This is a genomic window from Gluconobacter sphaericus (assembly GCF_016757795.1).
In the GTDB taxonomy this organism is placed as follows: Bacteria; Pseudomonadota; Alphaproteobacteria; order Acetobacterales; family Acetobacteraceae; genus Gluconobacter; species Gluconobacter sphaericus.
On record NZ_CP068420.1, the window covers coordinates 23,333 to 48,685 of the forward strand.

General features: G+C 53.6%; 35 protein-coding genes and 1 pseudogene. 23 read left to right on the forward strand and 13 right to left on the reverse strand.

Features of this window, described 5'->3' with window-relative positions:
- Positions 1–117: 117 nt before the first annotated feature.
- The 15 genes from IGS75_RS13560 to IGS75_RS13625 all read left to right on the forward strand — a co-directional run bounded on the left by IGS75_RS13560 (position 118) and on the right by IGS75_RS13625 (position 8,100).
- Entirely contained in the window at positions 118–279 is a 162-nt protein-coding gene (locus IGS75_RS13560; protein WP_202258758.1) for a hypothetical protein, read from the forward strand.
- 665 nt (positions 280–944) lie between these two features.
- Complete coding sequence (locus IGS75_RS13565; RefSeq protein ID WP_202258760.1) at positions 945–1,298, forward strand: hypothetical protein; 354 nt, start codon at positions 945–947, stop codon at positions 1,296–1,298.
- 70 nt (positions 1,299–1,368) lie between these two features.
- On the forward strand, positions 1,369–1,899 hold the full coding sequence (locus IGS75_RS13570) for a helix-turn-helix domain-containing protein (protein ID WP_086649736.1): 531 nt from the start codon (positions 1,369–1,371) through the stop codon (positions 1,897–1,899).
- Positions 1,900–1,977: 78 nt separating this feature from the next.
- On the forward strand, positions 1,978–2,454 hold the full coding sequence (locus IGS75_RS13575) for a transcriptional regulator (RefSeq protein WP_086649735.1): 477 nt from the start codon (positions 1,978–1,980) through the stop codon (positions 2,452–2,454).
- Positions 2,455–2,464: 10 nt separating this feature from the next.
- Complete coding sequence (locus IGS75_RS13580; RefSeq protein ID WP_086649734.1) at positions 2,465–2,752, forward strand: DUF2312 domain-containing protein; 288 nt, start codon at positions 2,465–2,467, stop codon at positions 2,750–2,752.
- The gene (locus tag IGS75_RS13585) at positions 2,736–3,044 is read left to right on the forward strand and encodes a hypothetical protein (RefSeq protein WP_099287131.1); all 309 of its coding nucleotides are present in this window, start codon (positions 2,736–2,738) and stop codon (positions 3,042–3,044) included. Before IGS75_RS13580 ends, IGS75_RS13585 begins: the two co-directional genes overlap by 17 nt.
- A gap of 2 nt (positions 3,045–3,046) precedes the next feature.
- Entirely contained in the window at positions 3,047–3,466 is a 420-nt protein-coding gene (locus IGS75_RS13590) for a hypothetical protein (RefSeq protein ID WP_086649732.1), read from the forward strand.
- Between the two features lie 54 nt (positions 3,467–3,520).
- Positions 3,521–4,231 carry an HD-GYP domain-containing protein gene (locus IGS75_RS13595; protein ID WP_086649731.1) on the forward strand — a complete coding sequence of 237 codons (711 nt, stop codon included), beginning with the start codon at positions 3,521–3,523 and terminating at the stop codon, positions 4,229–4,231.
- Positions 4,228–4,410 carry a hypothetical protein gene (locus tag IGS75_RS13600; protein ID WP_202258762.1) on the forward strand — a complete coding sequence of 61 codons (183 nt, stop codon included), beginning with the start codon at positions 4,228–4,230 and terminating at the stop codon, positions 4,408–4,410. Before IGS75_RS13595 ends, IGS75_RS13600 begins: the two co-directional genes overlap by 4 nt.
- A 565-nt stretch (positions 4,411–4,975) precedes the next feature.
- Positions 4,976–5,791: a hypothetical protein gene (locus IGS75_RS13605; protein WP_237469133.1), complete on the forward strand. Its 816-nt coding sequence runs from the start codon at positions 4,976–4,978 to the stop codon at positions 5,789–5,791.
- A 741-nt stretch (positions 5,792–6,532) separates the two neighbouring features.
- Complete coding sequence (ssb, locus tag IGS75_RS13610) at positions 6,533–7,027, forward strand: single-stranded DNA-binding protein (RefSeq protein ID WP_086649723.1); 495 nt, start codon at positions 6,533–6,535, stop codon at positions 7,025–7,027.
- Between the two features lie 28 nt (positions 7,028–7,055).
- Positions 7,056–7,334 carry a hypothetical protein gene (locus tag IGS75_RS13615; RefSeq protein ID WP_202258766.1) on the forward strand — a complete coding sequence of 93 codons (279 nt, stop codon included), beginning with the start codon at positions 7,056–7,058 and terminating at the stop codon, positions 7,332–7,334.
- On the forward strand, positions 7,327–7,452 hold the full coding sequence (locus IGS75_RS15725) for a hypothetical protein (RefSeq protein WP_255376059.1): 126 nt from the start codon (positions 7,327–7,329) through the stop codon (positions 7,450–7,452). The genes IGS75_RS13615 and IGS75_RS15725 overlap by 8 nt, the downstream gene beginning before the upstream one ends.
- A gap of 152 nt (positions 7,453–7,604) precedes the next feature.
- Complete coding sequence (locus IGS75_RS13620; RefSeq protein ID WP_158093569.1) at positions 7,605–7,781, forward strand: hypothetical protein; 177 nt, start codon at positions 7,605–7,607, stop codon at positions 7,779–7,781.
- Between the two features lie 169 nt (positions 7,782–7,950).
- A complete protein-coding gene (locus IGS75_RS13625; protein ID WP_202258768.1) occupies positions 7,951–8,100 on the forward strand; it encodes a hypothetical protein in 150 nt (49 codons plus the stop codon).
- A 29-nt stretch (positions 8,101–8,129) separates the two neighbouring features.
- Here the strand turns inward: IGS75_RS13625 and IGS75_RS13630 are convergent, their stop codons facing one another.
- The gene (locus IGS75_RS13630) at positions 8,130–8,297 is read right to left on the reverse strand and encodes a hypothetical protein (RefSeq protein WP_167369412.1); all 168 of its coding nucleotides are present in this window, start codon (positions 8,295–8,297) and stop codon (positions 8,130–8,132) included.
- 249 nt (positions 8,298–8,546) lie between these two features.
- Here IGS75_RS13630 and IGS75_RS13635 point away from each other — a divergent pair, with 249 nt between their 5' ends.
- Both IGS75_RS13635 and IGS75_RS13640 read left to right on the forward strand, forming a co-directional pair.
- Positions 8,547–9,203, forward strand: a complete 657-nt coding sequence (locus IGS75_RS13635; RefSeq protein ID WP_202258770.1) for a hypothetical protein — start codon at positions 8,547–8,549, stop codon at positions 9,201–9,203.
- A 92-nt stretch (positions 9,204–9,295) separates the two neighbouring features.
- Positions 9,296–9,517, forward strand: a complete 222-nt coding sequence (locus IGS75_RS13640) for a hypothetical protein (RefSeq protein ID WP_086649720.1) — start codon at positions 9,296–9,298, stop codon at positions 9,515–9,517.
- A gap of 161 nt (positions 9,518–9,678) precedes the next feature.
- Here the strand turns inward: IGS75_RS13640 and IGS75_RS13645 are convergent, their stop codons facing one another.
- The 4 genes from IGS75_RS13645 to IGS75_RS13660 form a co-directional block, all read right to left on the reverse strand.
- The gene (locus tag IGS75_RS13645) at positions 9,679–10,323 is read right to left on the reverse strand and encodes a hypothetical protein (RefSeq protein ID WP_237469136.1); all 645 of its coding nucleotides are present in this window, start codon (positions 10,321–10,323) and stop codon (positions 9,679–9,681) included.
- The gene (locus IGS75_RS13650) at positions 10,320–11,144 is read right to left on the reverse strand and encodes a hypothetical protein (RefSeq protein WP_202258772.1); all 825 of its coding nucleotides are present in this window, start codon (positions 11,142–11,144) and stop codon (positions 10,320–10,322) included. The genes IGS75_RS13645 and IGS75_RS13650 overlap by 4 nt, the downstream gene beginning before the upstream one ends.
- On the reverse strand, positions 11,141–11,950 hold the full coding sequence (locus IGS75_RS13655; protein ID WP_237469137.1) for a hypothetical protein: 810 nt from the start codon (positions 11,948–11,950) through the stop codon (positions 11,141–11,143). Before IGS75_RS13655 ends, IGS75_RS13650 begins: the two co-directional genes overlap by 4 nt.
- A gap of 92 nt (positions 11,951–12,042) precedes the next feature.
- Entirely contained in the window at positions 12,043–12,924 is an 882-nt protein-coding gene (locus IGS75_RS13660; protein WP_202258774.1) for a hypothetical protein, read from the reverse strand.
- 302 nt (positions 12,925–13,226) lie between these two features.
- Between IGS75_RS13660 and IGS75_RS13665 the strand changes: the two genes are divergently transcribed.
- The 4 genes from IGS75_RS13665 to IGS75_RS13680 all read left to right on the forward strand — a co-directional run bounded on the left by IGS75_RS13665 (position 13,227) and on the right by IGS75_RS13680 (position 15,287).
- Positions 13,227–13,463 (forward strand): BrnA antitoxin family protein, encoded by a 237-nt coding sequence (locus IGS75_RS13665; protein WP_231100982.1) that lies wholly within the window; start codon positions 13,227–13,229, stop codon positions 13,461–13,463.
- Positions 13,453–13,836: a type II toxin-antitoxin system PemK/MazF family toxin gene (locus IGS75_RS13670; protein ID WP_086649715.1), complete on the forward strand. Its 384-nt coding sequence runs from the start codon at positions 13,453–13,455 to the stop codon at positions 13,834–13,836. The genes IGS75_RS13665 and IGS75_RS13670 overlap by 11 nt, the downstream gene beginning before the upstream one ends.
- Before the next feature lie 60 nt (positions 13,837–13,896).
- Positions 13,897–14,654, forward strand: a protein-coding gene (locus IGS75_RS13675) for an IS5 family transposase (protein WP_202257986.1) whose coding sequence is annotated in 2 segments (ribosomal slippage) — positions 13,897–14,218 and positions 14,218–14,654 — 759 coding nt in all. Because the reading frame shifts where the segments join, the coding sequence is not laid out codon by codon here.
- A 255-nt stretch (positions 14,655–14,909) separates the two neighbouring features.
- Positions 14,910–15,287, forward strand: a complete 378-nt coding sequence (locus IGS75_RS13680) for a hypothetical protein (RefSeq protein ID WP_237469138.1) — start codon at positions 14,910–14,912, stop codon at positions 15,285–15,287.
- Here IGS75_RS13680 and IGS75_RS13685 read toward each other — a convergent pair.
- A protein-coding gene (locus IGS75_RS13685) for an IS3 family transposase (protein WP_237469139.1) occupies positions 15,241–16,391 on the reverse strand; the annotation gives its coding sequence in 2 pieces (ribosomal slippage) (positions 15,241–16,133 and positions 16,133–16,391; 1,152 coding nt in all). The genes IGS75_RS13680 and IGS75_RS13685 overlap by 47 nt on opposite strands.
- 59 nt (positions 16,392–16,450) lie before the next feature.
- Between IGS75_RS13685 and IGS75_RS13690 the strand changes: the two are divergent.
- Both IGS75_RS13690 and IGS75_RS13695 read left to right on the forward strand, forming a co-directional pair.
- Positions 16,451–16,738 (forward strand): annotated as a pseudogene (locus IGS75_RS13690) (integrase core domain-containing protein); the annotation flags it as partial.
- 473 nt (positions 16,739–17,211) lie between these two features.
- On the forward strand, positions 17,212–17,400 hold the full coding sequence (locus IGS75_RS13695) for a hypothetical protein (protein ID WP_086649669.1): 189 nt from the start codon (positions 17,212–17,214) through the stop codon (positions 17,398–17,400).
- Between the two features lie 110 nt (positions 17,401–17,510).
- On the opposite strand, the gene IGS75_RS13700 is transcribed toward IGS75_RS13695, so the two are convergent.
- From IGS75_RS13700 to citF, 7 genes are all read right to left on the reverse strand, one after another.
- A complete protein-coding gene (locus tag IGS75_RS13700) occupies positions 17,511–18,590 on the reverse strand; it encodes an IS5 family transposase (protein WP_202258776.1) in 1,080 nt (359 codons plus the stop codon).
- Positions 18,591–18,885: 295 nt separating this feature from the next.
- A complete protein-coding gene (locus IGS75_RS13705) occupies positions 18,886–19,812 on the reverse strand; it encodes a LysR family transcriptional regulator (protein WP_202258778.1) in 927 nt (308 codons plus the stop codon).
- A 33-nt stretch (positions 19,813–19,845) separates the two neighbouring features.
- The gene (locus IGS75_RS13710; RefSeq protein WP_202258779.1) at positions 19,846–21,441 is read right to left on the reverse strand and encodes an OprO/OprP family phosphate-selective porin; all 1,596 of its coding nucleotides are present in this window, start codon (positions 21,439–21,441) and stop codon (positions 19,846–19,848) included.
- A 27-nt stretch (positions 21,442–21,468) separates the two neighbouring features.
- Positions 21,469–22,401 (reverse strand): AEC family transporter, encoded by a 933-nt coding sequence (locus tag IGS75_RS13715; protein ID WP_086649673.1) that lies wholly within the window; start codon positions 22,399–22,401, stop codon positions 21,469–21,471.
- Positions 22,395–23,270, reverse strand: coding sequence for a triphosphoribosyl-dephospho-CoA synthase CitG (gene citG, locus IGS75_RS13720; RefSeq protein WP_086649674.1), 876 nt, complete (start codon positions 23,268–23,270; stop codon positions 22,395–22,397). Before citG ends, IGS75_RS13715 begins: the two co-directional genes overlap by 7 nt.
- A complete protein-coding gene (gene citX, locus IGS75_RS13725) occupies positions 23,267–23,800 on the reverse strand; it encodes a citrate lyase holo-[acyl-carrier protein] synthase (protein ID WP_086649675.1) in 534 nt (177 codons plus the stop codon). The genes citG and citX overlap by 4 nt, the downstream gene beginning before the upstream one ends.
- A 25-nt stretch (positions 23,801–23,825) precedes the next feature.
- A complete protein-coding gene (gene citF, locus IGS75_RS13730; RefSeq protein ID WP_086649676.1) occupies positions 23,826–25,343 on the reverse strand; it encodes a citrate lyase subunit alpha in 1,518 nt (505 codons plus the stop codon).
- Between the last annotated feature and the right edge of the window lie 10 nt (positions 25,344–25,353).

Consider the following 25,353-nt stretch of genomic DNA (forward strand, 5'->3'; position numbering starts at 1 on the left):
ACCTCTCAAACGCATGGTTTCGGGGATACTATCAAGGTTGGAAACAGGCTTACCGCACCACGCCTTGATGGCTGTGACGGACGGGGTGTCGATTTTCGCGTGATAGGGGCCCTTCTTATGAAAAGGCGCTGTGAGCAGCTTGTTGCAGGCACGATGGGGAGGGACACTGTCGAAGGATCGGCCAAAACGGACCATGCGCCGCAAGCGGTGGTAGGCCTTCTCTTCCTGCGGATCGCGGCTGGTGTCTACCTTGAAGGGATGATGCCCAAGGTTAGCTAGTAAGCGGGGCGTAGCTACCTGAGCTTTCTTGTGACCTCTACGGTCAGAAAAGTGTCGGATTAGGGGAAGAGAATGGCACATTATAGGACACTAAAAACGGGCAAACACGCACGCAAGTCCTTCTGCGGCGCATAACCTTTATTCTGGCGGACGGGAGTGGGTTAGAGTCACATCCGGGAGGATTTGATCAGCCACGGCGAAGACTGAGTGAGTCGCGTGCGGGAATAAGAGACGTCATAATAGAGCAGGCAGGCTCGGCCTTTGCGCTATGAAGATCCGACGTAGAAGCAGATTCAGGCAGTCGTGCGTTTCATGAACGGATGTGCTGGTATTGTTCAAGGCACGCTTAAAACGCTGACCGATTAAGGTAGAGACCCCCCTTTCGTTTTCCTGCAAGACAACCGTGTCTATGCCGTGAGCCCGATCGAAAGGTTTCACGTCGATCTGGATGCGGACTGCCGTCCCGAGGGATCCACATCAGAGGGCCTGCTATCTCCGTCGGATGTTGAGGGTAATGCTGTAGTGAGGCGCGTTCCGACGCGGCGTTACAAGCTGTCAGATCTCGGGCTGATGGTCTGTAGACGTCAAGTCGGGTCTGTCGTTTCAAGCTCCTCCGGTTCATCCTCTGAACTGCACTCACAAACGCTGTCGTCATACTGCGCGGTATGACCGAGCACACACTTTCCATCGGGCAGTCAGATCTGCCCAAATCGTCCCTTTCTCTCTCTCTATCGTCCCCCTGGCTGCTTGGGGGCGTGGGCGTCCTCGCGACCATGCTCCTCGGCTTTGGCTGGCTTGTTTTTCCTTTCGACATCCAGATGGTCTGGACCATGCTTGCGCAGGCGATCCTGTTCTCCCTGGGCATCACCGTGCTGTTCGTCGACATCATGCGCCTGTGGAAGACGAAGGCTTTCATTCCGCGCTGGTATGTCTTTGTCTTCGTGCCGCTCTGGATCGCTATCGGACTGGTCAATCTCCAGAAAGCCTATGACTGCACGCGAGCGGCAGGCCAATGGTGACGTCGCCTGACCACACTCACAACAGCCTTACGCATAGTGACCGCGTGGCTATGGACGACGGGGCATCACAGTGAAATTTGGAGGTCATCAACCTAAGGCGCGGGTCTTTCGCAAGCTCAAGGCGGAGACGCAGCGTGAAGTCTATCAGTCCGTGCTTCAACACGTCCGGACCTGCCTCAACCGGGGGCCATATAATGTGCTCGAACTCCGCGCGAACCTGACTCCGGAGCAGGCTGGCGCATTGCCGATGGCGTTGACGACGCTGGCCCAGGCCGGTGAAATCGCGGCCCTCGGTCATAGTGTCTATGCCCGGGTGCCCTGGATGCCGGCGACACGAACCGTCAAGACGTCGCCGATCGAGGATCTTGTTTTTGCTTCTCTGACCGAACACGAAACAGCCGGTGAAATTGCGACATGGCTCGGCCTTGCCATTGGTCAGGTCCGGGAGTCCCTTGCAGCCCTGGAAAAGGCGGGATTGATCGAAGAACGACTGGATCCGCGCCGACCTAACCGCTATCGGATCGTTTCGCCACATATGGCCAAACACATCCGGCAGGGTGCGCAGGACAGGACGTTCACCGACATCGCTCGGCATGGCTGACGCATGACCGAGGCCTTGCGTTTGCGGGTTATCCCCCAAACCAGTGGACAGCGCTGTGGGCAACCACGGGCAGGACATGTGGATTCACGGTCCGTTCGTCCGGGGCACAGGCGTGCAGCGCTGTCGATCTCCGGTGAGCTCTCGGCAATCGGATGGGGGGTGCGTCAGGCGTCCCGTCGCTCCGGCGTCTCAAAGGACCGGATCCTGCGCTGGCAATCGGGGCAGGGTATTCCTGACCCGGAGTTTCTCAAGTGGCTCGCGGCTCTTGGGATGCTGCATCGCCGTCTGAGCCATCCGCTGGCACGGGCCGTTCCGCCCGTAGGCAACAGGCCTCCCCTGAATGGTTACGCGATGACCAGCGCCCTTCTGACCATTGGCTGGTCTGAACGCACACTTGCAGAGCGCCTCGGTGAACACCGAACCGCCCTTCGTCGCGTCCTTGAGGAACAGGGATATCTCCCGGAGCGGCAGTCCCGCTGGCTCGAAGCCCTGGCGGATGGTCATCGCGAGTTGCTCCGCCCCTTGCCTCCCATCTGCTTCTCACCCGATTTCTGAAAGGTTAATCATGTTGCAACGCGTATCCTTCCCCGATGGCTCTCAGGACAATCAGGGTGCTGTCGCAGGCGGCATCGCAGCCGATCGACTGCGATCCATCATCGAGCGGGTCGAACGCCTCGAAGAAGAGCGCAAGGCGCTGAGTGGTGACATCAAGGACATCTACTCCGAAGCCAAATCAGCCGGCTTCGATGTCAAGGTTATTCGGATGATCATCCGGTTGCGCAAGCAGGATCCTTCAGAGGTCGAGGAACAGGAAACTCTTTTGGACATTTACCGCCGTGCGCTGGGGTTCTGACACGATGCAGGATACGCCGCTGCGCCATCGTCTCGCAGAGACAGCCGGGGATATCCTTGTTTGCTGGCCAAGTGTGGGACTTCTCCTCTTCGCTTTCGTCATCCCCCGGCTTGGTGCCGTCATGGGGCCGGTCTTCATCGTCGCCGGTTGCCTGGCAACGATGATAGGGCCGGGAGCTCCCGAGATCGGGGACAATGGCCGCGACTACGGGTTTGAGCGCAGGCGCGGCATAATGTTTGCCGGACTTGGCCTGGTGCTCTCTGTGTTTCGTCTTTTGCCGGTGGGGTTCTGACTATGCCCCTTTTTTCGGCGGACTGGACCCCGACCCTGATTGCCCGTGTCCGATACCGGTCGACGGTGGGGCAGGCCCGCCCTGCTGAAACAGTTCTTCGTCGCGCGTCGGGTGTCAGGTTCCTAGCAGGGGTCAGTCTCTTCCTTCTGGTGAATGCGGCCGATGGATTTTTCGGTCTGGACCAGTTTGCAGGGCAGGGGGCCTGGCGCATGTCCGGGCTGGGTCAGCCCGTTCTGACGCTTTCGTTCTGGCAGTGGATGGCTCTGGCCTTTGGCACTGTCGGTCTTACGAAAGTCGCTGAAAGAACCGCAGGGATGGTGTCCGGTCATGGTTATGGCCCCAAGGCGCGGATCAAACTCTTCGTTGCGTGCATTGCCATGGCACTTGGCGGCCTCGTCCGCAGCATGATCCATCCGGGATAATCGGACTCACATTGGCCGCTCCTAAAGTGATCCTACACAACCGGCAGAGGGAAAATGCCTGAACTGCAGACACTTTTGAAAGAGGTCGTGAGACTGCCTGCGTCCTATCAGCGGCAGGGTCCGCCTCTTACTTCGCTCCTGGCACAGATTGCTCAGGGTGACGACGGACATGGGCAGAGGGTCGGGCGCCTCGCTGGTCTGCTCGGCCATCTGGCAGGGAGTGGACTTTCGTCCAGCTCCCTTGAACTGGCAGGCCGACTGCACGATGCGGGCAAACTGCTCCTGCCGGACAGCCTTTTACATCATCAGGGCGTGTTCAATGCCCGTCAGACGCTGGTGATGCGACAGCATCCATCCCTTGGTCTCGGAGCGCTGTTTCATCTGTCCGAAGATATTCCGACTGTCGTTCATGAGGCTGTCCTCCTGCATCATGAGCGTTACGACGGTGACGGCTATCCGTTCGGAATGAAGGGAAAATCCATCCCTCTGGCTGCGCGCATCATCGGCCTCGCCGATGTAATTGATTCCCTGCTTTCTACCCGATCCTACAAGGCAGGATGGTCGCCGCGTCAGGTGAAGGCCTTTCTTCAGGAGCATGCGGGCGGCGCGTTTGATCCCGATCTGGTGGGGCATGCGCTTACCTTCTTTGATGATTTGCTAACCATCCGTCGTGGGGTTGCGCAGCCCGTTCACGGGTATCAGCCCGTCCCCGGCCAGTCCCCCGTAACATCTCGTAGCCTCAAAATTCGAAACGAGACACCATGATGCCTCTTACTCTTCCGCCCGCAGCTAACACCGCCCCGTCTTGCACGGAGCGCCTGAAGCTTCTCGCTGACGTTGCCGACCGCCTCTTTACAGAAAAGCGGAAAGAGGAGGGTCTGTGCGTGATTGAGGCACTCTATGTTCAGGCGGATGTAGCATTGTCCGGGCGCCAGCTGCCGTAGGGTCGAGGACCGATTTGAGGCGCTCAACCGGTCTGAAATACGAGGTTGGATAACTGACGTCCTTCTGGAGGGCGTCAGTCAGATGTCATCATGTCGGTAGGCTGCATGGATCTTGAGCATCATGTTCGTGGTGTCGAGGACAATTCTGGACAACGTCGTCATTTGGTGCTGGAGCTCCTTCTATCTGGCAAGTGTCCCTTTAAACATCGCACTGATGTCTCCGGCATATGACTGTATGATTTCTAGAGTTTCCTGCCCTGAGCGGGCAACGCCTTCACAGTCATGAGCCTCCTCGTCTCTGAACTGAGGCACTCCGGGATGGAATATGGTTGTCGAACGGCAGTCGGGGCGCTCTGAGCCCCATGGGCCAGTGCTCAAGGCAAAATGAGATCCCCGCCAGCGCGAGGCCGGGAGGGTCAGAAGAGAAACGGGGCCAGCCACAGGCCGTCTGGCCGCCACAATGGTCCGGCCGCACGCGGCCCGCGCCCTGGAGGGCGCGCCATTGTCCCGGCCAGCCGTCTGCGCCGGCAGGAAAGCATCCAGAAAATGAAAAAGGATGTTCTCCATGGCTACTCCCGTCATAACAGTCTTCACGCTCACCGGCCCACAGGACCGTTTGCGCCAGATTGCCAGAGAGCGCGCCTACCGGACCTGCGCACCCGAACACATGACGTGGGAGGATGAAACAACACTCGTGATGACCCTCGAAAGCGGGATCGGGACCTCATTTCTTGGTCATGGGCTGGGGTTGTCTGACGAATATCCAGACGTCAGCATCCGGGGAATGGAGTATTTCGACTGCTTCGATGATCCGGCCTTTGCCAAATGGCAGGGCGGCGAGCTTGTCTATGAAGCGGATCTCATCACAGTCTTCGGAATCCTCTTTCCGACTGACGCCACAAAAGACTGGCCGGGATGTAGCGCCAGCTTCTGGCACAGGTCTCCGCCTCTCGCGACTGCCATAGCCGAGAACTGTCCCCACTTTGACCTGATGCCTTTGCGCCAACTGGCAGGACCGGTGCCGCGATGGGTTGAGACAACGGACGCCTTCGCTACCCTTTTCCTTCGATTGCCCTCAACACCAGATGCGCAGGATGGCGTTGGCGTGATCTTCTATCCGGAGATCGGCAGGAGCACCCTGCTGACCGGGATCGACCGCTTCGGTGGCGTCGCCCGGTTCCGGCGTCAGTCCTATGGGCAGATCAGCGCACAGTGCCCGGAACTGCGTGATGTCCTGCGGGGCTGGTGGAAGGCAAGCGAAAAGAAAAGGAGGAAAGCGCGCCAGGAGCGCAGAGTTTTGAGAAGGAAGATGAAGAAAGCAGAGGGGGAGAGAGGGGATAGAGTGTTTTCTTTCTTCGAGACTGACCCGTGGGTGATGTGAAGGGGAGGCGAAGAGAGGATCGGGGCGGCCCTGACGGGTTCGTTCGCCCTACTGCGCTAGGCTCCTTCGTCGCCAAGCTCCGCGTAGCCCCGACGTCCAGCCGCCCTCAGTCGGGCGTCTGAACCTCGGGTCTGGCCCTTTCGGGTACGGCTTACCCGCATCCTTTTCCATGAACGGGCGGTCCTGGTCTGAGGGATCTGTTCGTGAGACGGCTCCTCAACCTCCCCGGCCAGTCCTTCGGACCGTCCGCGGAGGCATGTTTCATGGAGGTGGCCTCGCATCCAGCGTTCAGTCTGACAGTCGCCGTGCCAGTCCGTAAAGCCACTGCGCGACCCTCGGCTTCAGGTGTCAGGCCCGCATCTGCTGCAGGGCCGCACGCGGTCCCGCATCAGACGCAAACCAGCCCCCCCTTGCTCAGGACGCTCCGGGCTTGACGGCCTGTCCCGTCGCCCGTCTTGGCCCGTGGCAGGATGGGCTCAGGAAAACGCCACCTCCCTTTCACTCTCGTCGTCGTCGGCGTGCTCGCCGCACGGGCAGGATGGGTCTAGGAAAACATCAAATGTCTATTAAGTATTCAATAAGTAAACCTTCAATTTTGGAGAGTTTATTTCCTCGAAAACGGCGGTTTCCTGCGGTTTTTCGTTGACCGTGAGCAAGTAACAACCTAATATCTATTCATGGACGGAGGCAATAACGCCGAAACAGTCCAGTTGATACGTTCCCTATTTCTTGGAGGCTCTTATGGCTGGTTCCGTTAACAAAGTCATTCTCGTTGGCAACCTTGGTAAAGACCCCGAAGTCCGTCATACGCAGTCCGGTTCCAAGATCGTGAGTTTTCCTCTGGCGACGTCCGACACATGGAACGATCGCCAGAGCGGCGAGCGCCGTGAGCGCACCGAATGGCACCGTGTCGTCATCTTCAATGAGCGGTCTGGTGACGTGGCGGAGCGGTTCCTTCGCAAAGGCCGCAAGGTCTATATCGAAGGCGAACTCCGCACCCGTAAATGGACAGATCAGGGCGGTCAGGAGCACTACACTACAGAGGTTGTCATTGACCGTTTCCGGGGTGAGCTGGTGCTGATCGACAGCAACCGAGGCAATGGCGATGAGGGCGATGCCGGCTTTGGTGGTGGAAACGGTGGCGGCCGGTCTGGGGGATCGTCTGGCAACGGAAACCGCAATGCGGGCTGGGACGCACCGGGCGGGAACGACCTCGATGACGAAATTCCATTTTGAGGGCCGGGGGGAAGGGGCATAGCGTAAGATGAACAAAGACCGCCTCATGGCGCTGCTGCCCCCGCCGCAGCGCTCCAAACACAAGGAAGACCGCTACAAGGCGATTGCCAGCGTCCTTCAGACATTCGCCCTCAGCGCGTGGGGGCTCGGCATCGTGACCCCACTCATCTCCGGGACAGGACCGTTGACCCCCATGCGTGCCGTCACCTGCTTTTTTCTGGGAGCCGCGCTTGAGGCAATTTCTTTGACTTTTCTGGCCTATATCCCCTATCCTGAGGAGAAGACGGAGGCGAAAACCAATGGATAACGTGACCCAGAGTATCCTGTTTATTCTTCTTCCTGCCGCTGTTTTCACCATCGGTCTGGGCCTTGCGATCGGACCGATTGCCACCCGGCTCGCAAAGTTGCGAACGTCCCATCAGTGACACCGACAGGCGGCCTCCGGGCCGCTTTTTTTTGTCCGCTCGCCCGGTTTAGTCAGGCGGGCGCGCCTCGACGGCGCGAGCTTTGATGCCCCCAGTGCTCGCCCCCCACAGGGGGGCTGCGCCAGGACAGCAAAAAAGACTAGACTGGCTCCATGTCTCGACAAACCGTCATTCGCATCAGTGCGCTGATCATTCAGGTCGCCATTCTTCTCCTGATCTGGCAGGGCTTTCTGCATCCAATCCGGGGAGGCCTGCTGGTACTTGCCGTGGGTGGGGGTGTGTTCTTCCTAACGCGGGACTCTTCCGGCGCAAATCAGGGCCGTAGGTAGAAAAAGCAAAGGAAGGGTCGGGGCGGCCCTGAAGGGTTCGTTCACCCTATCTCACTAGGCTCCTGCGTCGCCAAGTTCGACCGAGCCACAGCGTCCAGCCGCCCTCAACCGGGCGTCTGGACCCCGCGTCTCGGCCCGTCCGGGTAACGGTTCACCCGCATCCTTTTCCATGAACGGACGGTTCTGGTCTGGCACGTTCGACCGTGAGACGGCTCCTCGTCCCTCCCGAACGGTCCTGAAGGACCGCCCGGGAGGGCCGTTCCACGACAGCGTCCTCGCATCCAGCGTTCAGTCTGACAGTCGCCGTGCCAGTCCGTAAAGCCTCTGCGCGACCCTCGGCTTCAGGTGTCAGGCCCGCGTCTGCTGCAGGGCCGCACGCGACCCCGCATCAGCCGCGGGCCAGCCACCCTTGCTCAGGACGCTCCGGGCTTGACGGCCTGTCCCGTCGACCGTCTTGGCCGGTGGCAGGATGGGCTCAGGAAAACGCCACTGTCGTTCCACTCTCGTCGCCGTCAATGTGCTCGCCGCACGGGCAGGATGGGTCTAGGAAAACGACAGGTCTTCATAAAGTAATCAAGTAATCTTTTTACTTGTCATGCAAAAATAAAGCGCGTTTTATGGCAGTTTTTTGTGCTTTTTCTCTTGTCATGAACGGCCGGAAAGGCTATCTTTTACTTGTCGAGAGGGATTGGCCCTCAAGACAAAGCGCCCCGAACGGTGTCCTACCACCGAACGGGACTTCGCTAGACTAGAAAGGCAATTTTCATGTCCGACGCATCCAACACAATGTCCCAGAACGCTTCTCAGGGCAACTATTCCCCCGCCGCTGTTCGCCGCTTCAGTGAAGCACAACGGCGCACCAAGGCTCTTGCCGCGCCGTCTCTGGCCGACATTCTCCGTCTTGTTCCCTCTGACGACCAGATGTCAAAAATCGTGCCCGCGTTCGGTGTCGAAGCGGGTGACGTTGACGAGCTGACCGGGGCAGGGTCCAACATGGTGCGCGAGCAATACGAACTGATGTTTCCCATCCTCGTGACCCACATTCGGGGCGAGCAGAATTTCAACGGTCTGCGGATGCACCTTGACCGCGTGGTGGATGGCCTCATCCGTTCCGCCTATGGCGCCGCGAACTTCTACGAAAACCGCCGTATGATTGCCATTGACGCGGCTGACAGTTTCAAGAACGCCGACCGCGACGAAGACCGCTTGGGCGTGGACGGTGGAGAAAACCGCGTGGACGGCCTGCGCCGTATTGCCGCCGAGAACGGCGCGAAGGCATACGCGCTGGCCTGCGTCGCTTCTGGCGCATGCGCTGCCTATGAAGAACTCATGGGTCAGGCTTGGAAGCCTTACACCCGCGACAATGGCCGCAGCCTCTCCCGTGACGTTGCCGCCGTTCAGGCGGACGCCATGGGCTTCTAAGGCAAGCCCGCCGCGCCCACAGGGCGCGGCCTCTTCCTGTCCCTCTGCACATTGAAGAGCGACCAGCCCTGCCCGGTCGTGGAGCCTGTCCTATGTCTCACGCACTCGCCCCATATGTCCCCGATGCCAGCGCCAAGAGCCTCCCCCTGAGACGGCTGGAGCACCTTGCGCGGGGCTTCGCCATCGCGGACGCCCTCATGACGTTTCTGGAAAATACCCGCTTCGATTCCAGCATCGAGAAGGCCGCAGAAGAGGCGCGCGCCGCTGGTGCCACCCCTGACGAGATCCGGGCCGCGTCGAACGGCCTCGCCTGATCGGCCTCGGCCAGGTCCACACACGCAAAAGGCGGCTCCCTGGGGAGCCGCCTTTTTTGTTGTCCGGTCAGACCGCGCCAAAATGGACACAACCGCGCAGGCGCGGCTGTGACGTATGTTGCGTCAGGGCTTCGCCCTGGAGCGGGTACGCAAGAGCCTGCTCAGGACTTCGGCAGGATCGGCGGCGGGACGATCTGACACCATGATGCGCCCTTCGTGTCGAACGCCTGATGCTCCTCGCAATAACGTCCGACCTGCGCTGCATAACCGTCATACGTGTAACCAGAGGCAAAGCCGAGACCGATAAGGACCGCACCGGCCAGCGCCATCCGTACATAGGCGCGCCATCGCGCTTCCTTGTAAAACTGGCGCTCATGCGTCGGAATCTCTGTCCGTAACTGATCGAAAACCTTGTCGCGAAGTTCCGACGTCACGCCAGAGACAATCCGCCCGAGAGTGGCCTGTAATTCGCGGTCTCGAAACAGTTCCTGTTTCTCGATATTCCGCTCCGCGACTTCCCCCATCTTTTCAACCTGCCTGCGGCTTTCGATGTACTGGTCCCGCAGAGTGCTTTGTTCCTGCTTGGCCATCTCGATAATGCCGCGGGCCTCTCCCCTGAAATCCTGCATTTCAGAGGCGCATGACAGCACAACCCGCGCAAAAGCATCCATGCCCTTGCGTTGGGCTCGGATCCACCGCCCAAGGGGAGAATGTTCATCAATGCCATCAAGCCGGGCCGCTTCTTCCATCAACCGACCCGCCTCGGCCAGTCCGTCAAAAGTTGCCTTGTCTGTGGACTCACTCATGTCGTCAGGACCTCAGTATCGTACAGCGTAATCTTCCGAAGCCCCATCCCCGTGCCTTGTTCAGTGGTCCAGCTCCGGACATGCGATGCACGAATAAGCAGCTGCATGCACATGAACGGCGTGGCCTCATGGATCAGGTCATTGGCCAAGGATTGGAAAAGCTCCCAGTCTTTTGACGAGAACAGAGACACATCCTGAGGGAAGGCCTGCTCAGGATTATTTTTGTAGAGCGGGGAGGGCATCGCCCCGAAATGGCTCATCAGAGCCGCCGCATCCTTCGGGCTTGCCTCAACATCGAAAGCCGTGAGGGCCTCGGGAGGAAGATCGGGCTGATGGGCGTAGTGACTTTCATCGCCAAAAAAGAGTGGCGTGTCCGGTGCAGCGCAGTCGTCCCGAAGATCGAACGTCAACGAGACAGGATAGACTATGGCCATGGGTCTGCCGTGTAGTTTCATGCGCGGACGATAGTCCGCGTAGTGCAGCATCCCGCGTTGCCCCGACTGATCCGCAATCACCAGAAATCCACACCGGGTCGGCACTCTGTTTTTTCGAAGCGGCGGAAGCCGCTCCGTTCCGTTGGGTTCCCACTCCCAGAACGATACCCCCACCGGAAACCGGATGGTTGAGAGGGTGCGGATGGTGACGCCGAGATCGGTCACATCAAGATGCTCAGCTTCCCCCACCGCATTGTAACAGACGAAGTGTTGCTCTCCGTCAGCGAGGAGGTCGAGAAATCTCCGGTTGCCAATCCCTCCAAAGGGATTGGCGCCTGTTTTTAGCCGGTCGAGCAGATCCGGCTCGGATTTGCGGCTCCTTCTCATGGCAGCCAGTCTTCAATGCCCGCATCCGAAATGTTTTCCTCGATTTTCTCCAGCCAGTTTTTGACAAGCCACTGGCGCATCGGGCCGAGGGGCGTTCCGTCCTGTCCCGGCTTACCCGCGGCGGCGTCATGAAAGGTTAGGCCACTCGCCAGCACTTCTTTCATGCAGGATAGCTTTGGAATCCGCAGAAATTCTGTTTCCATCCCCGCCACGTTCATAAGGCGCTCATCGTTCATGATCGGATTGAAAATAGTGTCCGGCTTATGTCCGGCTGGAACGGTCCATTCGTTGAGGACGATGATGCCACGGCGGGGCCGGAACTGACCGCTGGCCCACAGCTTTTCAAGATAGGCGATGTCACCGGGCTGGGAGCCACACATGAACAGGCCTGTTACCGGAACACCGACGGCATCCGCTGCACCGATGATGTCATCTTCGGCCGCCCATTCCTCCAATGTTCTGTCACCACCCCCAATGTCGATTAGCAAGGATGATTGGCGCATCGCCGCTTCGTTGAAACTGTTGGCAAACCACTCTTTCAGGTGGCCGGCTTCTTCATTCGAAGGGCAAGGAAGCCCGTGAGTTTTATAAATCTCCTTGAACAGGGAAATGCCGGGGTTACGAACATCTCCGTCCCCCAAAAGAAGAGGTCGCCCCTGAAAAATGGCCCGCTCCGCAAGCGGAGCGAGGCAAGTCGTTCCACCGAGATTTCCACGTCCGGCCTTGATCAGGGAGCGTAGTTCGAGAGACTTCGTAATCGCTTCATGCAGCTCAGGCGCTGAAAGGCGTTTTGGTTTTTCGGTCACATTGGATTCCTGACATTGAATGATCCGCCAGAGACGGCTCGATCATTTTCCCAGATCCCGTTGTGAGTGCAGACAGCGCAGGTGGACGCGGACTAGCGTCCGATCTTCATTTTTAAAAGACAGAACATCGCTTTGAGAGGTTTACTCCGTTCGCGCGGGGGGATGACCTCAATCATGGGTAGGCAGGCAAGTGCCCATTCCCGGTCTCTGTCAAAGAAGGATCGGCGCGGCAGACCCGGCATCTGCTCGAAGTCGAGTTTGCCCTCGGGAGTTCGCCCAGAAGCATCAAGCGGCATGAGGGCTTCAAGTGGCAAATCCTTCGGCATTCCTGCGGGACGTGGACCAACATAGGGCGGTGGCAGAGGAATATCCTGATCCCTGCCATAGCGTGGCGCCTGTTTTCTCATGACAATGAACTCGGCCACCCTCCCGATTTTCACGGCAGGTGCGGCCTCACGTTCTTCTGACGGGGCGGCGTCACTCCGTACGTCTGAGGTCGTTTCGGGATAGAGGACTGAGCGGCTACGATCGCGGGCGTCCTGTAACTGCTTTTCCCGCAGATCCGCGTCAGCTTCTGCCATGCGACGGTTCAGTGTCTCCCGTCCATCCGCATCATCTGATTTGTGTGCCTGAGAGGCAGCGCGGGCCACGGCACGAGCCGCAGAAGCCTTGTTGCGGGCGTCTTCTTGTGCGCTGTGCATGGCACTGACAGCTTTGCGAACACGATACCACGTACTGCGGACCGTGGCAGGCTTCGGCGGCTCCCCATTCACGTTCATCAGGCCAGCGGATTCCGCTGCTTCGCTCATCTTCTGCCAGCGGACTTTCTTACCTGTGATGGCCTTCGACATCGCCTCGTAATTGTTCGTCATCCACTGGTACAGCGGCGAGTGTGCCCACGTTCCGCGCTGACAGCCCAGCAATGCGGTGAACATTGCGCCGTCGGTTCCCCCCATCGCCATCGCTGCACTCATGTCTACGTCCTTCCTCGTTGAGCTACGCCTAGCACCAGCGGCGCATCGTGTCAAAGATCGTGCCGTGACCGCTGCGCTATCGTCCTAAGATCGAGGCAAGATCGTTGCAGGTTTTTTCTTTTTCCATACACAAATGCAAACTTTCAGTTTGCGCTTCGCGCCACCCTGCGGGTGTTGCATCCGGCGGGGCAGGGTTTGACCCGGGCTGAAGACCTCTCATCGCATTCTGCTCTGCCAAATATGTTGTTCTGCACTACGACAGTGCGCTACATTAATGACGTTCTGAATGTATGGAGTGTGTCATGGCATCCCCCCTTTCGATCCGTCTGGACGAGCGGTTGCGCACCGACCTGGAGCAGGAAGCAACAGCACGCGGTATTCCTCTGAGCCAACTCATCCGTGATCTTCTGGAGACAGGGGCAAAGAGTGCGCGCCGAGACCGTATCCGCAGGGACAGTGCGCGTGTTGCCCGCTACGTCGCTGCGACGCCTTCCGCCCAGGCGCTTTTTGAAGAGGCTGGCGGAACCCATGGCTCCTGATCGGCCGGTCGCCATGGCAGCGATCTTCTCGCCTGGAGAAATTGTGCTGGCAGACTGGCGTGGAGATGCGCTGCCGAAGGAGCCCAACAAGCGTCGGCCGGCTGTTGTTGTCGAAGACGACCTCTTTCCGCCTGAGTGGCCGAACGTGATGCTTGTGCCGCTGACCGACGATGAGAACCTCGTCATTCCGGATCTGGCAGTACGGATCGACCCAACATCCGAGAACGGTTGTTCTAAACCCTGTTGGGCAGTCAGTGCTCTGCTCACCACCACATCCAAGCAACGTGTCACCGTGACAGGCAGCAAAGTGAGATCTGATCAGCTTGCTGCCATCAGACGTCAGATTGCGCTCCTGGTGGGATGCGACGGCTAGGCTCAGGACCCATTGATTTGATTGTGGAAATCTGATTCAGGCTCTGCGAGGAGACTGGCAATGAGCGACCTGTTTTGGCTGACGGATGAACAGATGGATCGTCTGCGGCCCTTTTTCCCAAAGAGCCACGGCAAACCTCGCGTTGATGACCGCCGAGTGCTGAGCGGGATCATTTTCGTGAACCGCAATGGGATGCGCTGGCGTGATGCGCCACGGGAATACGGCCCCCACAAGACGCTGTACAACCGTTGGAAGCGTTGGAGCGACATGGGCGTTTTTATGCGGATGATGGATGGCCTGTCTGCCGCGAAAGCCGAGCCTCAGACCATCATGATTGATGCGACGTATCTCAAGGCGCACCGTACGGCTTCAAGCCTGCGGTTAAAAAGGGGGACCCAGGGCGCCTGATCGGCCGCACCAAAGGTGGTATGAATACCAAGCTGCATGCGGTCACCGATCAGAACGGACGACCGCTGAGCTTCTTCATGACGGCAGGACAGGTCAGCGATTATACCGGTGCCGCTGCCCTGTTGGACAGTCTTCCTGCAGCACAATGGATGCTGGCGGACCGGGGTTATGACGCCGACTGGTTCAGGGACACCCTGGAAGAGAAAGGGATCAGGCCCTGCATTCCGGGGCGAAGATCCCGCGGAAAACCAGTCAAATACGACAAACGAAAATATAAACGTCGCAACCGCATCGAGATTATGTTCGGAAGGCTCAAGGACTGGCGGCGGGTCGCAACCCGCTATGACAGATGCCCGACCGCCTTCTTCTCAGCCATCTGCCTCGCTGCAACCATCATGTTCTGGCTATGAGTCCTGAGCCTAGACAGAAAATACCAAAAATTGTCGGTATCGGGGGCTGCGTGTCCCCGCAACCACTTCCATCATAAATCACTCACAATCTGCTGCTGACGCAGATGTTCTCGCGTCATTTCAGTCGCTTGCGCGCGTCTCGATCCTCGAAAGAGGGCCGGGCGATCTCGCGCGTCCACTCCACGCCATGGCCAACAGGGCCGCCTCAACCGGTTTCTCCGATCGTTTTCAATATTCATCGAAGGAACCAGATCAATGTATGAAGATCAGGAAATGCGCGAGGAAATCCGTGCCCGCATGAAGGGCCAGATACGCTTCAATGTCGCCACCGATAGAATCGAGGTGATCGTCGGGGAGCCAGACGAACTTCTCCGGTGGGAGCCGATCAACCGACTCACCATGCTCCAGCATCTTCCATTCACGGTGGTGGAGAGGCTTTGGGACATGTTTGCCGACGCGGCAGGGTCGGGGTTCTATGCCGAAGACCGGCTGGCCGGGGTGAAATTCCTCGGCTTACACCGAGTGGCAGAGTATCTTGAGGAGGAAAAAGGCATCCGGATTGACGTGCCCCCCTTTTTGTATCCACTCAAAAGGAGAGTTCTCGTTTTTTATGGCTTTGGGTTGATTGGATGACAAGGGTCTCGGGGGTATGCCCCCGAGACCCTTGTCTGGCGATCTGATCCGGTGTCCTGCCATCCAGTTGGGAATGGGGACGCACTGTATTGTAGTCTTCCCGCCAGTCAGCCAAAACATGTCGCGCATGGCTGAGGGAGGTGAACAGCGTTTCGTTGAGGCATTCATCCCTTAATCGGCCGTTGAAACTCTCGACAAAGCCGTTCTGCTGCGGTTTCCCCGGGGCGATATAATGCCATTCGATCTTCATCTCATCGGCCCATTTCAGGATGGCATGGGATGTGAATTCCGTCCCGTTGTCGCTGACAATCATGAGGGGTTTGCCATATCGCTCCACCAGAGCCGTCAGTTCCCGCGCCACACGTCCATCTGATAATGAGGTGTCAGCAACCAATGCCAGGTTCTTGCGACTGAAATCGTCGATGACAGCCAGAATGCGGAACCGGCGGCCACAGATCAGGGCATCCGAGACAAAATCCAGGCTCCAGCACTGCCTGGGTTCCTGAGGGATGGTCATGGGAGAACGCGTCCCAAGTGCCCTCTTGCGGCCACTCCGATGACGGACTTTCAGCCCTTCCTCCTGGTAAAGGCGGAACAGCTTCTTGTGATTGGGGCTGAAGGCTTCCCGCGCCAGAAGATACCCCAGGCGGCGATAGCCAAAGCGGCGGCGTTGGTCCGCCAGTTCCCGCAGGCGCTGGCGCAGGGCAGCATCGTCCGCTCCGGTAGAAACGTACCGCGCGACACGCCTGGCAACACCAACAAGCGCACAGGCACGGCGTTCACTCCGGGCCAGAGCCTCCCGTATGTGTCGGACCGCCTGCCGTTTCGCGACAGGCGTCACCACTTTTTTCCAACGATTTCCTTTAGGGCCGCATTATCCAGCATGGCATCCGCCAGAAGACGTTTCAGGCGGCTGTTTTCATCTTCCAGCGCCTTCAGCCGTTTGGCTTCCGATATTTCAAGACCACCATAGCGGGTCTTCCATTTGTAAAACGTCGCATCACTGATCCCGTGTTTGCGGCAAAGATCAGAAACCTTCAGCCCAGCCTCCTGTTCCTTCAGGACCCCTATGATCAGCTCTTCCGTAAAACGACTGCGCTTCATTCGTCCGTATCCTTCTCGATCGGACTCTACTTTTAAATGGTTACATTTTCGGGGGGCACGTCAGCTACACCGAGCGCCTTGTCGACGCCGGGATCGAGCCCTCGGTCGGCAGTGTCGGAGATGCATACGACAACGTCCTGGCCGAGACGATCAATGGGCTGTTCAAGGCCGAGGTGATCCACAGGCGTGGCTCATGGCGCTCGTTTGACGCCGTGGAATACGCCACTCTCGAATGGGTGGACTGGTTCAATAACCGACGCATCCTCGAACCCATCGGCAACATCACGCCGGCCGAGGCCGAGCAACAGTTTTATGCCGCTATGGACCACATCCCCATGGCAGCCTAACTTAAGAAAACCAGTCTCCGCCAATCCCGGGGCGGTTCAGTCCGCTTAGGGAATCTTACGCTGCACACCGGACAGTCCGCTTTCCCCCAAGTCAGTCGCAGGCCAGAGAAACGATTGTAAGCCTGCGTGAAACTGATCGTCTCTTGTAGGGAGGCCAGAGACAATCAGACTGTCCTTCCGGGAGTAAATTCTGTCCGTGCAGAGCTTCTGTGGAACACATCTGGAACGGACCTTTTCGGGTCTTTTTTGGGCATCCTACCCTATGTCCGATAATAAGAATTAACGGACATAGGGGGGAAGGAGGGGGCGCGTTTTGGAAAAATTTGCAAATTTAACCTAAGACCGATTTAACATGACTTCATGCCTGTCTTCGCTCTCTTTCCAAGCCTGTCTCGGCTCACACTGAAAGCCACCTTTAAGCCCTTTGATGTGAGGGCACTGATGCTCCATGATCCTGCGCCGACGATGCCGTGATGTTGTTGCCGACCCGTACGACGCTTCAGGTCTCTGACGTAGCGATCGACCTGACCGCGGCATCGATAACCATCGGTCGTCTCGATCAGCGGCTCCAGAATCATCCCCTGAAGGAGGCCTTTCTCTATCGCGCCCGTCTCGACGCTGTCCGGGCCCAGGCGCAGGTGGAGGGATCGAAGAACCGTTGATTGATGCGCTTGTTTCGTGATTTCAGGCTTTTGGCGATTTGATTGACGGTTTTCGGGAGAGCTTTCGATCTGCGTTTTGAGCAGATCGAGTGCTACCCCCCGCTGGATGGCTACGCGCTCGCGCTGATCCGCTCCAGGAAGAGGAAGCGGCGCATGTTGTAGACGATATTGGCGAGCCCGATCCTCATGGTGGCCCGGGTGATACCGACAGTTCGGATGAACAGTCCCGTCTGCGATTTCTGATCGGCGAAGACATGCTCGACACGGGACCGGATTACGGACTTTCCTGCATTGGAGCGCTGGATATGGCGTGGCATGGGCTTGAGATGCGGCTTTTTCCTGTGAACCTTTGAGACAAAACCCTGCTTTGCCATGAAGTCTTCGTTGGCTCTGGAGCGATACGCCGTGTCTGCCCAGACGCTTGAGGCCGTATTGGTGTTATCCAGCAGTCCTTCTCGCAATCGCGCACCATCACTGGCGGCGGCATCTGTCGTCTTCCATTTGCGGATGAACCGGAACTTCCGGTCGATTGAAATGTGAGATTTGTAGCCAAAGAACGGGATAGCGAGATCCGTTGTGGGGATCGTTCCGTCATCCTGCCGTTTTGCTTTGGTGAACTTCAGTGTCCATCGTGCATGACGATCCTTGTGTGACAGCTTTGCGGGTTTGTCCTGCCAGTCTTCAGGAATACGCCCTTCCCGAAGATCGGCTTTCTCTGCGTTGGTGTTCCGCTGCTTTGGAGCAGCCACCAGCGTTGCATCCAGGATCTGGCCCGACATCGGCTGATAACCTGCGTTCCGCAGAGTGGCATCAAAGCGCTCAAACAGTCTTTCAATGGCCCCCGCCTGGGTCAGGCGCTCGCGGAACAGCCAGACCGGTTTGGCATCAGGCACACGCTCCGACAGCCCCAGACCAAGGAAGCGCATGAAGGACAGGCGATCGTTGATCAGATACTCTGTCCGCTCATCAGACAAATTGTTCAGCGTCTGGATCACCAGAATCTTGAACATCAGCACCGGATCAAATGGCGGACGCCCGCCTTTACGGCCGTCCGAATAGGCCAAAGCCTGCTCCAGATCAGGGCGGAACACTTCAAAATCCACAGTCCGGGAAAACGCTTCGAGCTGATCGCCAAGCCCGCTCAACCGGGCAAGCCGCTCTTCAACATCAAAAAAGCCAGTCTGCTTCATCTTCCATATCCCAATCAACTCACAGGAAATGGAATCACAGAGCAGCTCTCAAAACCAGGGGTTTTTCGAACCCTCCACTTCACTCATCGCCCAGATAATAAAATCAAGGCAAAACCGAAATCCCCGCACGCCATTTATGCAACAAAGCCGTATCACCCGGGCCACCATGAGGATCGGGCTCGCCAATATCGTCTACAACATGCGCCGCCTTCTCTTCTTGGAGCGCATCAACTAACAGTTCTTCGATCCATCCACCTCTATTCGAACTATCTATATTATAACCGTACAGACAATATTATATAGTTTGTATTGTAGTATCTATATTATCTTTCGCAAACAATTTTAGCTCATCAAGAAAAATGCGAACACTCCTTTTTACATATGACTTCGAAGGCAATACAGCATATAAAGATATAATTTCTCCGTTATAATTAGGAAGTATTCTTACAAGCTTTCCTGTTTGTAAGCTCTCCGATAAATCCCAATATAATTTATATGCAATTCCGTTACCGGAAAGTGCCCATCTATGTATAATCTCTGCACTCGTACTGCTAAATTTCGGCTCAACCTTAATGATAAATGATTCTTCATTGTTTTCCATCAACCACTGATTAATAGCTTCCATGGTTTTATAACGTCTCAAACATAGACATGTATGCTGCTGAAGCTCTTGTGGAGACTTGGGCTCACCATGTATCCTAATATATTCAGGAGAAGCACAGGGCACACGAATAGTCGATGCAATTTTTGTGACGATTGCGCTTGAAGACTCTGGAAGTCCTATACGAATAATTATATCTAAATAGTCATCGAAATTATATGAGCCTTCAGTCGCCACTGCAAGATTAACATTGATGTTCGGATATTTCTTCACAAATTTTTCAATGAATGGCGCTATTTTATTTGATCCAAGCTCTAATGGAGCACCTATGCTTAAAAAGCCCTCAATTTTTTTGTCTGAAGAAGAAATTCTATAATCAAGGTCATCAATATCTGATAATATCAATGATCCTTTTTCGTAGTAGTAATGCCCATGATCGTTTAAATGAAAATGTCGTGTATTTCTTTCTATAAGTTTTATTCCAAGTCTTTTTTCTATTTTACTTAGACGCCTCGAAACAGAAGGTGGTGTTACACCAAATCTCAGTGCCGCGCTTGTAATACCGCCTGCGTCTACCAGGTCGACAAAAAATCTTAAATCGCTGATTTCTTCGAGACTCATCTTCAGTATTCCACAGCAACCGAAATTTCGATATTAGAAGGTTATAGACATTCTTCCACCGAGAGTATTACCGGAATTGTAACCGATATACAAACCATGTGTATTTAAAACATTAGCATGCGTAAAATTAAACATAAAACGAGCGTAATTCAAAAAATACCAATTAACTCCTAATGTAACGGTAGATGCATTCGAACTACCCAAGCTCCGGGATACACTCGCACGATCATATCGAAGAGAAACTTCCCACGCACCCAATCCGCCTTGTGTTACTGGATGGAGAACTCTTGGTGCAGCCCAAACACCTGAATGCGCGAAGTAATTAGGCGTCTCACCCGTCAAAAAAACGCCTCCCTGAACACTAAGGGCCTCTTCGGAGCCAGATTTTCCGGCCCAAAGAGCATAATTTGGATACGATGAATACGTGCGCCTTAGCGATAACTTTCTTAAGCCAAACTCGAATAATGCCCAAAAAGATTTCCAAATACCAAAAAGCTCAACGCCACCAGATAAAGAATGAGAAAGAGGAGCTGTTGGTCCGACCTGAAAATTAAATGCGTTATCCGTATAATTTAATAAATTCACGTTCTGGGTAAAATTTTGTGTCGGTTTTGAATCTTCGTAGAACCCCCAAAACCCTAAATGAATTAACGATACCTTATCCTTGAAAGGTATATAGTGAGCACGCAGAAGATACGTTAAATCATCTCTAACGTTGTTAGTATTATTTGTTGAATTGACTTGATCGCCAGATATTTGCGTCGCAATATGCCAGTTTTCACCATATATCTTATATGCACCGCCTAAACCGTACCAACCCATCATGGGCACTAACAGATTGGCAACAATATCTCTATTAAGAAATACCGTATCACTCGACCCCGTAGAGCCATCAAAACCTCGTTCAGAAAATTTATTTCCGATTGTGTATTCTGATAATAACCCAGCTGTTTTGTCAGTCCAAGTTGCAAATGCACTCATGAGTTGCAATGTATTGCTAGAAAAATCCCCTTCCAATACCCACGATAAATTACGGGCCCTACCTTGAACCCCTAATCTAGCCGCGCGAAGTATTGTTCTTGAAATATTTTGCTGCGGAAAGCGGCTCGAAAACGACGCACCATAATCTGCCAATATTCGACCACGAACTCTGAAGCTATAATTGCCATCAGGCGTCGAGAACGATGGTAAACCTTTTCCCCATTTTAATACTAAACCATCAAACTCAGTAGTTCTATTTGGTATTTGTGATGATATACCCAAAATAGAACCGGAATTTGAAGGCATATTTGAGACGGCTCCAAATGTTCCTGGAGGAGATGCAACCAATGGGAAATTTATATAATTATTATTAATTTCTCTATGTGAAATTTTAACAGACCTAAACTTCTTCTGCTTATAATATGGAATGTCTAATATTGAATGATCATTATAATTATTTTTTACTTTCTGCTTTTGATAGGAATGCCCTTGCAGTTCAATAATTTCTTTTTCTAAACATCTAATTCTTTTATCTTGTTTTTTTAATTCATTGACCAATTCAGATATTCCTGAATTGTTCTGGGCGAACGATACGGATGTTGAAATAAAAAAAGACAAAAATGAAAAAATGAAAAAAGATTTTTTCATCGTAATAATTGCCAAATCTTTATTTATTCACGATGTGAGAGCTATGAGTGCTCCCATCGTGAATATGGACACCACTGTAGAAAAGAATACGGTTGATGCGGCCTCTCTCTCACCTTTTTTAATTTGATTTGATAAAATCACTATCACTGATGCTGAAGGCATAGCAAATGTTAATACTGCTTCCCTTAAGTAAAAAGGAGAAAGGTGTGCAGCGATAGCTAACCCCCATGCGACCATAGGTGCTGCGATATTTCTGAAAAATACCGATGTAATGACCATCTTGTTGATCATTGGTTTCATAAGGCAAAGTAAAATGCCAGCTGCGAACATCGCAGCTCCGCCAGTTGTCTTTCCAAGCATTATGAAAGAAATATCAAGTAATCTTGGAATCGGAATACCTGATAAAACCCAGATAAATGCGCAGAGTGGTGCTAAAACGACAGGTTGTTTTAGCGCATTTTTCAAATGAGAAACCCAATTCTCGCCATTCCCCATAGTCTCCTTATTGTCACTAGACAGTAAAAAAAATACTACAGGAATAAGAATAACATTTATTGTTAAGCTCGCCAAAGAAACGGCAAGCGCACTTTTCCCACCGAAAAGAAATCCCAAAACAGCAGATCCCACAAATGGGACCGATGGATTCCCGATAGCCAAAGCCTGAAGTGTCGCAAGCGACACTGATCGCTTAAAAACAAAACGCGAAATCCAATAGGTTATAAAAAAGCTGCCAATCATCCAGAAAATAATAATTGCTGCAAAACTACCAGAATGTAAAATTTGCGTACGATCAATTTTAGAAATTCCAACAAATAAATCCATTGGAAGTGCAAATTTAAGTACCATTCGATTTATCGCAGTTGCTTGATCGCGATCAAACATACCCATAGAAGCACCGAGATATCCGAGCATCATCGATACTACAATCGGGAAAATAGCTCCGCAAATAATCTCTAACATACGCTCTCTCCACTCAAGAAATAACGCTCGAAATCAACAAGAAATAACATCACGGACAAAAGGTCGGCACTTCCACCTGGGCTGATATTCCGTGAAATAAATGCAGTATTCATCTCAGAAACCTCTGTTTCAAAATTTCTAAAACCTTTTTCCCGCAAAGTATTTAAAGCTTTTTTGGAGAAAATCTTAGCGTAGTTCAATCCATATATTCCGGATCTTGAAATAACATTTGTGTCATTATTGTTTGATATTAAAGAAATAAGCGAAATTAACTCGGATTCAACTGCGGAGTGTCCATCGCACAAGGCATCGCGATAAGCGGGAAGCGCATAACGTTGAACGGTTAAGAAGCCAGATTCTGCTTCAGCTCGTGCACCACCGAAGCCGTATTGTCGATAAATAAGCTGCCCCGCTGTAGGGGGTGCGCATCTTTCATTTCCCGATCTTAAATCATTGTGCAATAACCCGTCGCAGATCCGGCTTACTTCGATGCAGACGTTTTCTATAGTACATTCCTGATTGTTAGAAATTAATCTTCCTGATGCACCACATAAAAGACCAAGAGCGAAAATCCCACCTTTATGGGTATTGACTCCATTAGTCGCGGAAAACATTGCATTTTCACATTTCACGCCGACTTTACGCAAATCATTAAGCGCCTCTTTCGAAGACGTCGACGCACAGCCGGATTCATAAAATAACGAAAAAAAAGGACTTATTGCATCTATGCTCTCTAAAAATAGAGCATGATCCATATCTGAATGGGCACCGTTATCAAAACGATCGACCAGCCCTGGCTTAGGCGAAAGATTAATTTCTTTAAGCAAAGCACTTCGTGCTATTTGGGATATCTTCTCTGACGTAATCAATTTTTTTTCTCCTTTTCGAAGAGAAAAAAAATCCGCTTCATCTCTCTACGAAGGTCCTCTATGGAGTGTTTTCTACTTCTCGCACAATTCATTGCAATATCGGAACACAAGAGACATCTACGCGCAGGGAAATCAAAATTTTCTCTAGAAAGGGAAAATTGATCTGGTGCGATAACATCCAGATCCCACAACCTGCCGAGAGGATGCGTTTCCTCTAATAGCATAGTCATTTTCTTGATATCGATTTGAGACAAAGCCGATACCACAAAAATCGCCTCCGGCCCCGACGAGCTTACACTTTCTTCTTCCAGCAAAACACGTGAGCCCGAACTTTTAACAGTAGAGCAAATACTCTTACGCGCTTCGGAAAATATTTTCATTATGATAGAGGAACATTTGTCACTCCCTGGAGAAACAACCGTTACCGAAATAATCGGGCGTTCGAAGCGTCTCAAAATAAATAACTGCCTGCGAGCGCGCTCTTCGCGCGCTCGCAGGATAGAATCAAAAATCTCAGGACCTTCTGTCATTTCATCAGGTCTCCGCGCTATCGTCTTACGACGCAACCTGACGAACGATATCCATCACACTTCCATCGCGATAGCGGACTACAGCAACTACTTTATCTGTGTACTGAATAGGATCAGGTTTTCCGGCGAGGAGAATAGCTTTTTTCTGAAGCTCCTCAATAGTTGTAACAGGAAGTCTCGCATCTACGAGGCGTTTTTTGAGATCTACATTATTCGGATTAACGGCGATCCCATGATCCGTCACCACTACGTCGACAGTTTTTCCTGGTGTGACCACCGTATTCACACAATCAACAATACAGGGCATTCTTGCTCGAAGAAGAGGCGTAACAATAACCGTCAAATTTGCAGCTGCAGCAACGTCACAATGCCCGCCAGAAGCCCCACGTAGTACGCCATCTGAGCCAGTTAGCACGTTAACATTAAAATCGGTGTCTACTTCAAGCGCACTTAGCAAAACAGTATCTATACGATCGACGTATGCACCCTTTGACGAAGGATTTGCATATTCATTCGCAGAAATTTCGGTGTGAGCTGGGTTATCTCTTAATGACTGAGCTGCGTCGACGTCAAAGGACTGTACATCAGCAATCGCTTCAATCATGCCTTTTTTTAACAAATCAACGATAGAACCCGTTACACCGCCAAGCGCAAAACTGGCTTTAATATTCTTTTCAATCATCTTCTCTCCCAAGAAGATGGTAGTTGCAGTTGCAGCACCACCGGATCCTGTTTGAAGAGAAAATCCTGCTTTGAAATAACCTGAATTCTCAATGACAGATGCCGCAATTCGTGCCAGCAACAGATCTCGAGGGTTTTTTGTAAGCCGAGCTGCGCCAACACTGATGAGAGATGGGTCTCCTACTTCGTCAACCTGCACAACCGCGTCTACCTGGTCTTGAGAGAGGCTTGCTGGATAATTCGGAAATTCCACTATATCTTGTGTTAAGACCGCAACATAGCGTGCGTATGCAGCGTCAACCTTTGCATACCCCAACGATCCACAGCTTAGCTCACCATGACTTCCATTCGCATTTCCAAACTCATCTGATGATGCAACGCCCAGAAAAGCCACATCAATTGAAATTTCGCCCGTTTGAATAAGATGAACACGCCCACCATGAGAATGAATCTGAACGGGTGTGTTCATGATCCCCTTAGAAATAGCTTCTCCCAACTCACCACGCAGGCCTGACGTAAAGATTTTCGTAATCACGCCCGATTTAATAAATTCAAGAAGTCCATCGTGACAATTCAACAGCGAACTGGGAGCAATGGTGAGATCTTTAAAGCCCATTTCGGCAAGTTTTTTTACAACCTGCAAAACTACTTTATCGCCTTCGCGAAAGGCATGATGAAAAGAAATCGTACCGCCATTCTTTAGACCTGAAGACTTTATAACGTCCTCAAGAGAAGGCTTTAACTTACGCTTCTGTTTCGTCGTAATGTCTTCCAGCTGCGGAGAATTAGCGAAAACTCCTTTAAAAGCTGGGATATTATTCTTTGCCGCATAATCTTCGGCTGCTTTTTTATTGTAAGCCATTTCTTTCCTC

Excerpts from the sequence above, each read along its gene's own strand:
- IGS75_RS13680 (WP_237469138.1), top strand. The coding sequence starts at position 14,910 with ATGTATGAAGATCAGGAAATGCGCGAGGAAATCCGTGCCCGCATGAAG.
- IGS75_RS13595 (WP_086649731.1), top strand. The coding sequence starts at position 3,521 with ATGCCTGAACTGCAGACACTTTTGAAAGAGGTCGTGAGACTGCCTGCG.
- IGS75_RS13605 (WP_237469133.1), top strand. The coding sequence starts at position 4,976 with ATGGCTACTCCCGTCATAACAGTCTTCACGCTCACCGGCCCACAGGAC.
- IGS75_RS13590 (WP_086649732.1), top strand. The coding sequence starts at position 3,047 with ATGCCCCTTTTTTCGGCGGACTGGACCCCGACCCTGATTGCCCGTGTC.
- ssb (WP_086649723.1), top strand. The coding sequence starts at position 6,533 with ATGGCTGGTTCCGTTAACAAAGTCATTCTCGTTGGCAACCTTGGTAAA.
- IGS75_RS13665 (WP_231100982.1), top strand. The coding sequence starts at position 13,227 with ATGGCATCCCCCCTTTCGATCCGTCTGGACGAGCGGTTGCGCACCGAC.
- IGS75_RS13620 (WP_158093569.1), top strand. The coding sequence starts at position 7,605 with ATGTCTCGACAAACCGTCATTCGCATCAGTGCGCTGATCATTCAGGTC.
- IGS75_RS13600 (WP_202258762.1), top strand. The coding sequence starts at position 4,228 with ATGATGCCTCTTACTCTTCCGCCCGCAGCTAACACCGCCCCGTCTTGC.
- IGS75_RS13635 (WP_202258770.1), top strand. The coding sequence starts at position 8,547 with ATGTCCGACGCATCCAACACAATGTCCCAGAACGCTTCTCAGGGCAAC.
- IGS75_RS13645 (WP_237469136.1), bottom strand. The coding sequence starts at position 10,323 with ATGAGTGAGTCCACAGACAAGGCAACTTTTGACGGACTGGCCGAGGCG.
- IGS75_RS13565 (WP_202258760.1), top strand. The coding sequence starts at position 945 with ATGACCGAGCACACACTTTCCATCGGGCAGTCAGATCTGCCCAAATCG.
- citF (WP_086649676.1), bottom strand. The coding sequence starts at position 25,343 with ATGGCTTACAATAAAAAAGCAGCCGAAGATTATGCGGCAAAGAATAAT.
- IGS75_RS13710 (WP_202258779.1), bottom strand. The coding sequence starts at position 21,441 with ATGAAAAAATCTTTTTTCATTTTTTCATTTTTGTCTTTTTTTATTTCA.
- IGS75_RS15725 (WP_255376059.1), top strand. The coding sequence starts at position 7,327 with ATGGATAACGTGACCCAGAGTATCCTGTTTATTCTTCTTCCTGCCGCT.
- IGS75_RS13695 (WP_086649669.1), top strand. The coding sequence starts at position 17,212 with ATGTTGTTGCCGACCCGTACGACGCTTCAGGTCTCTGACGTAGCGATC.
- IGS75_RS13625 (WP_202258768.1), top strand. The coding sequence starts at position 7,951 with ATGAACGGACGGTTCTGGTCTGGCACGTTCGACCGTGAGACGGCTCCT.
- IGS75_RS13670 (WP_086649715.1), top strand. The coding sequence starts at position 13,453 with ATGGCTCCTGATCGGCCGGTCGCCATGGCAGCGATCTTCTCGCCTGGA.
- IGS75_RS13615 (WP_202258766.1), top strand. The coding sequence starts at position 7,056 with ATGAACAAAGACCGCCTCATGGCGCTGCTGCCCCCGCCGCAGCGCTCC.
- IGS75_RS13705 (WP_202258778.1), bottom strand. The coding sequence starts at position 19,812 with ATGAGTCTCGAAGAAATCAGCGATTTAAGATTTTTTGTCGACCTGGTA.
- IGS75_RS13715 (WP_086649673.1), bottom strand. The coding sequence starts at position 22,401 with ATGTTAGAGATTATTTGCGGAGCTATTTTCCCGATTGTAGTATCGATG.
- IGS75_RS13660 (WP_202258774.1), bottom strand. The coding sequence starts at position 12,924 with ATGAGTGCAGCGATGGCGATGGGGGGAACCGACGGCGCAATGTTCACC.
- IGS75_RS13560 (WP_202258758.1), top strand. The coding sequence starts at position 118 with ATGAAAAGGCGCTGTGAGCAGCTTGTTGCAGGCACGATGGGGAGGGAC.
- IGS75_RS13700 (WP_202258776.1), bottom strand. The coding sequence starts at position 18,590 with ATGAAGCAGACTGGCTTTTTTGATGTTGAAGAGCGGCTTGCCCGGTTG.
- IGS75_RS13580 (WP_086649734.1), top strand. The coding sequence starts at position 2,465 with ATGTTGCAACGCGTATCCTTCCCCGATGGCTCTCAGGACAATCAGGGT.
- IGS75_RS13640 (WP_086649720.1), top strand. The coding sequence starts at position 9,296 with ATGTCTCACGCACTCGCCCCATATGTCCCCGATGCCAGCGCCAAGAGC.
- citX (WP_086649675.1), bottom strand. The coding sequence starts at position 23,800 with ATGACAGAAGGTCCTGAGATTTTTGATTCTATCCTGCGAGCGCGCGAA.
- IGS75_RS13650 (WP_202258772.1), bottom strand. The coding sequence starts at position 11,144 with ATGAGAAGGAGCCGCAAATCCGAGCCGGATCTGCTCGACCGGCTAAAA.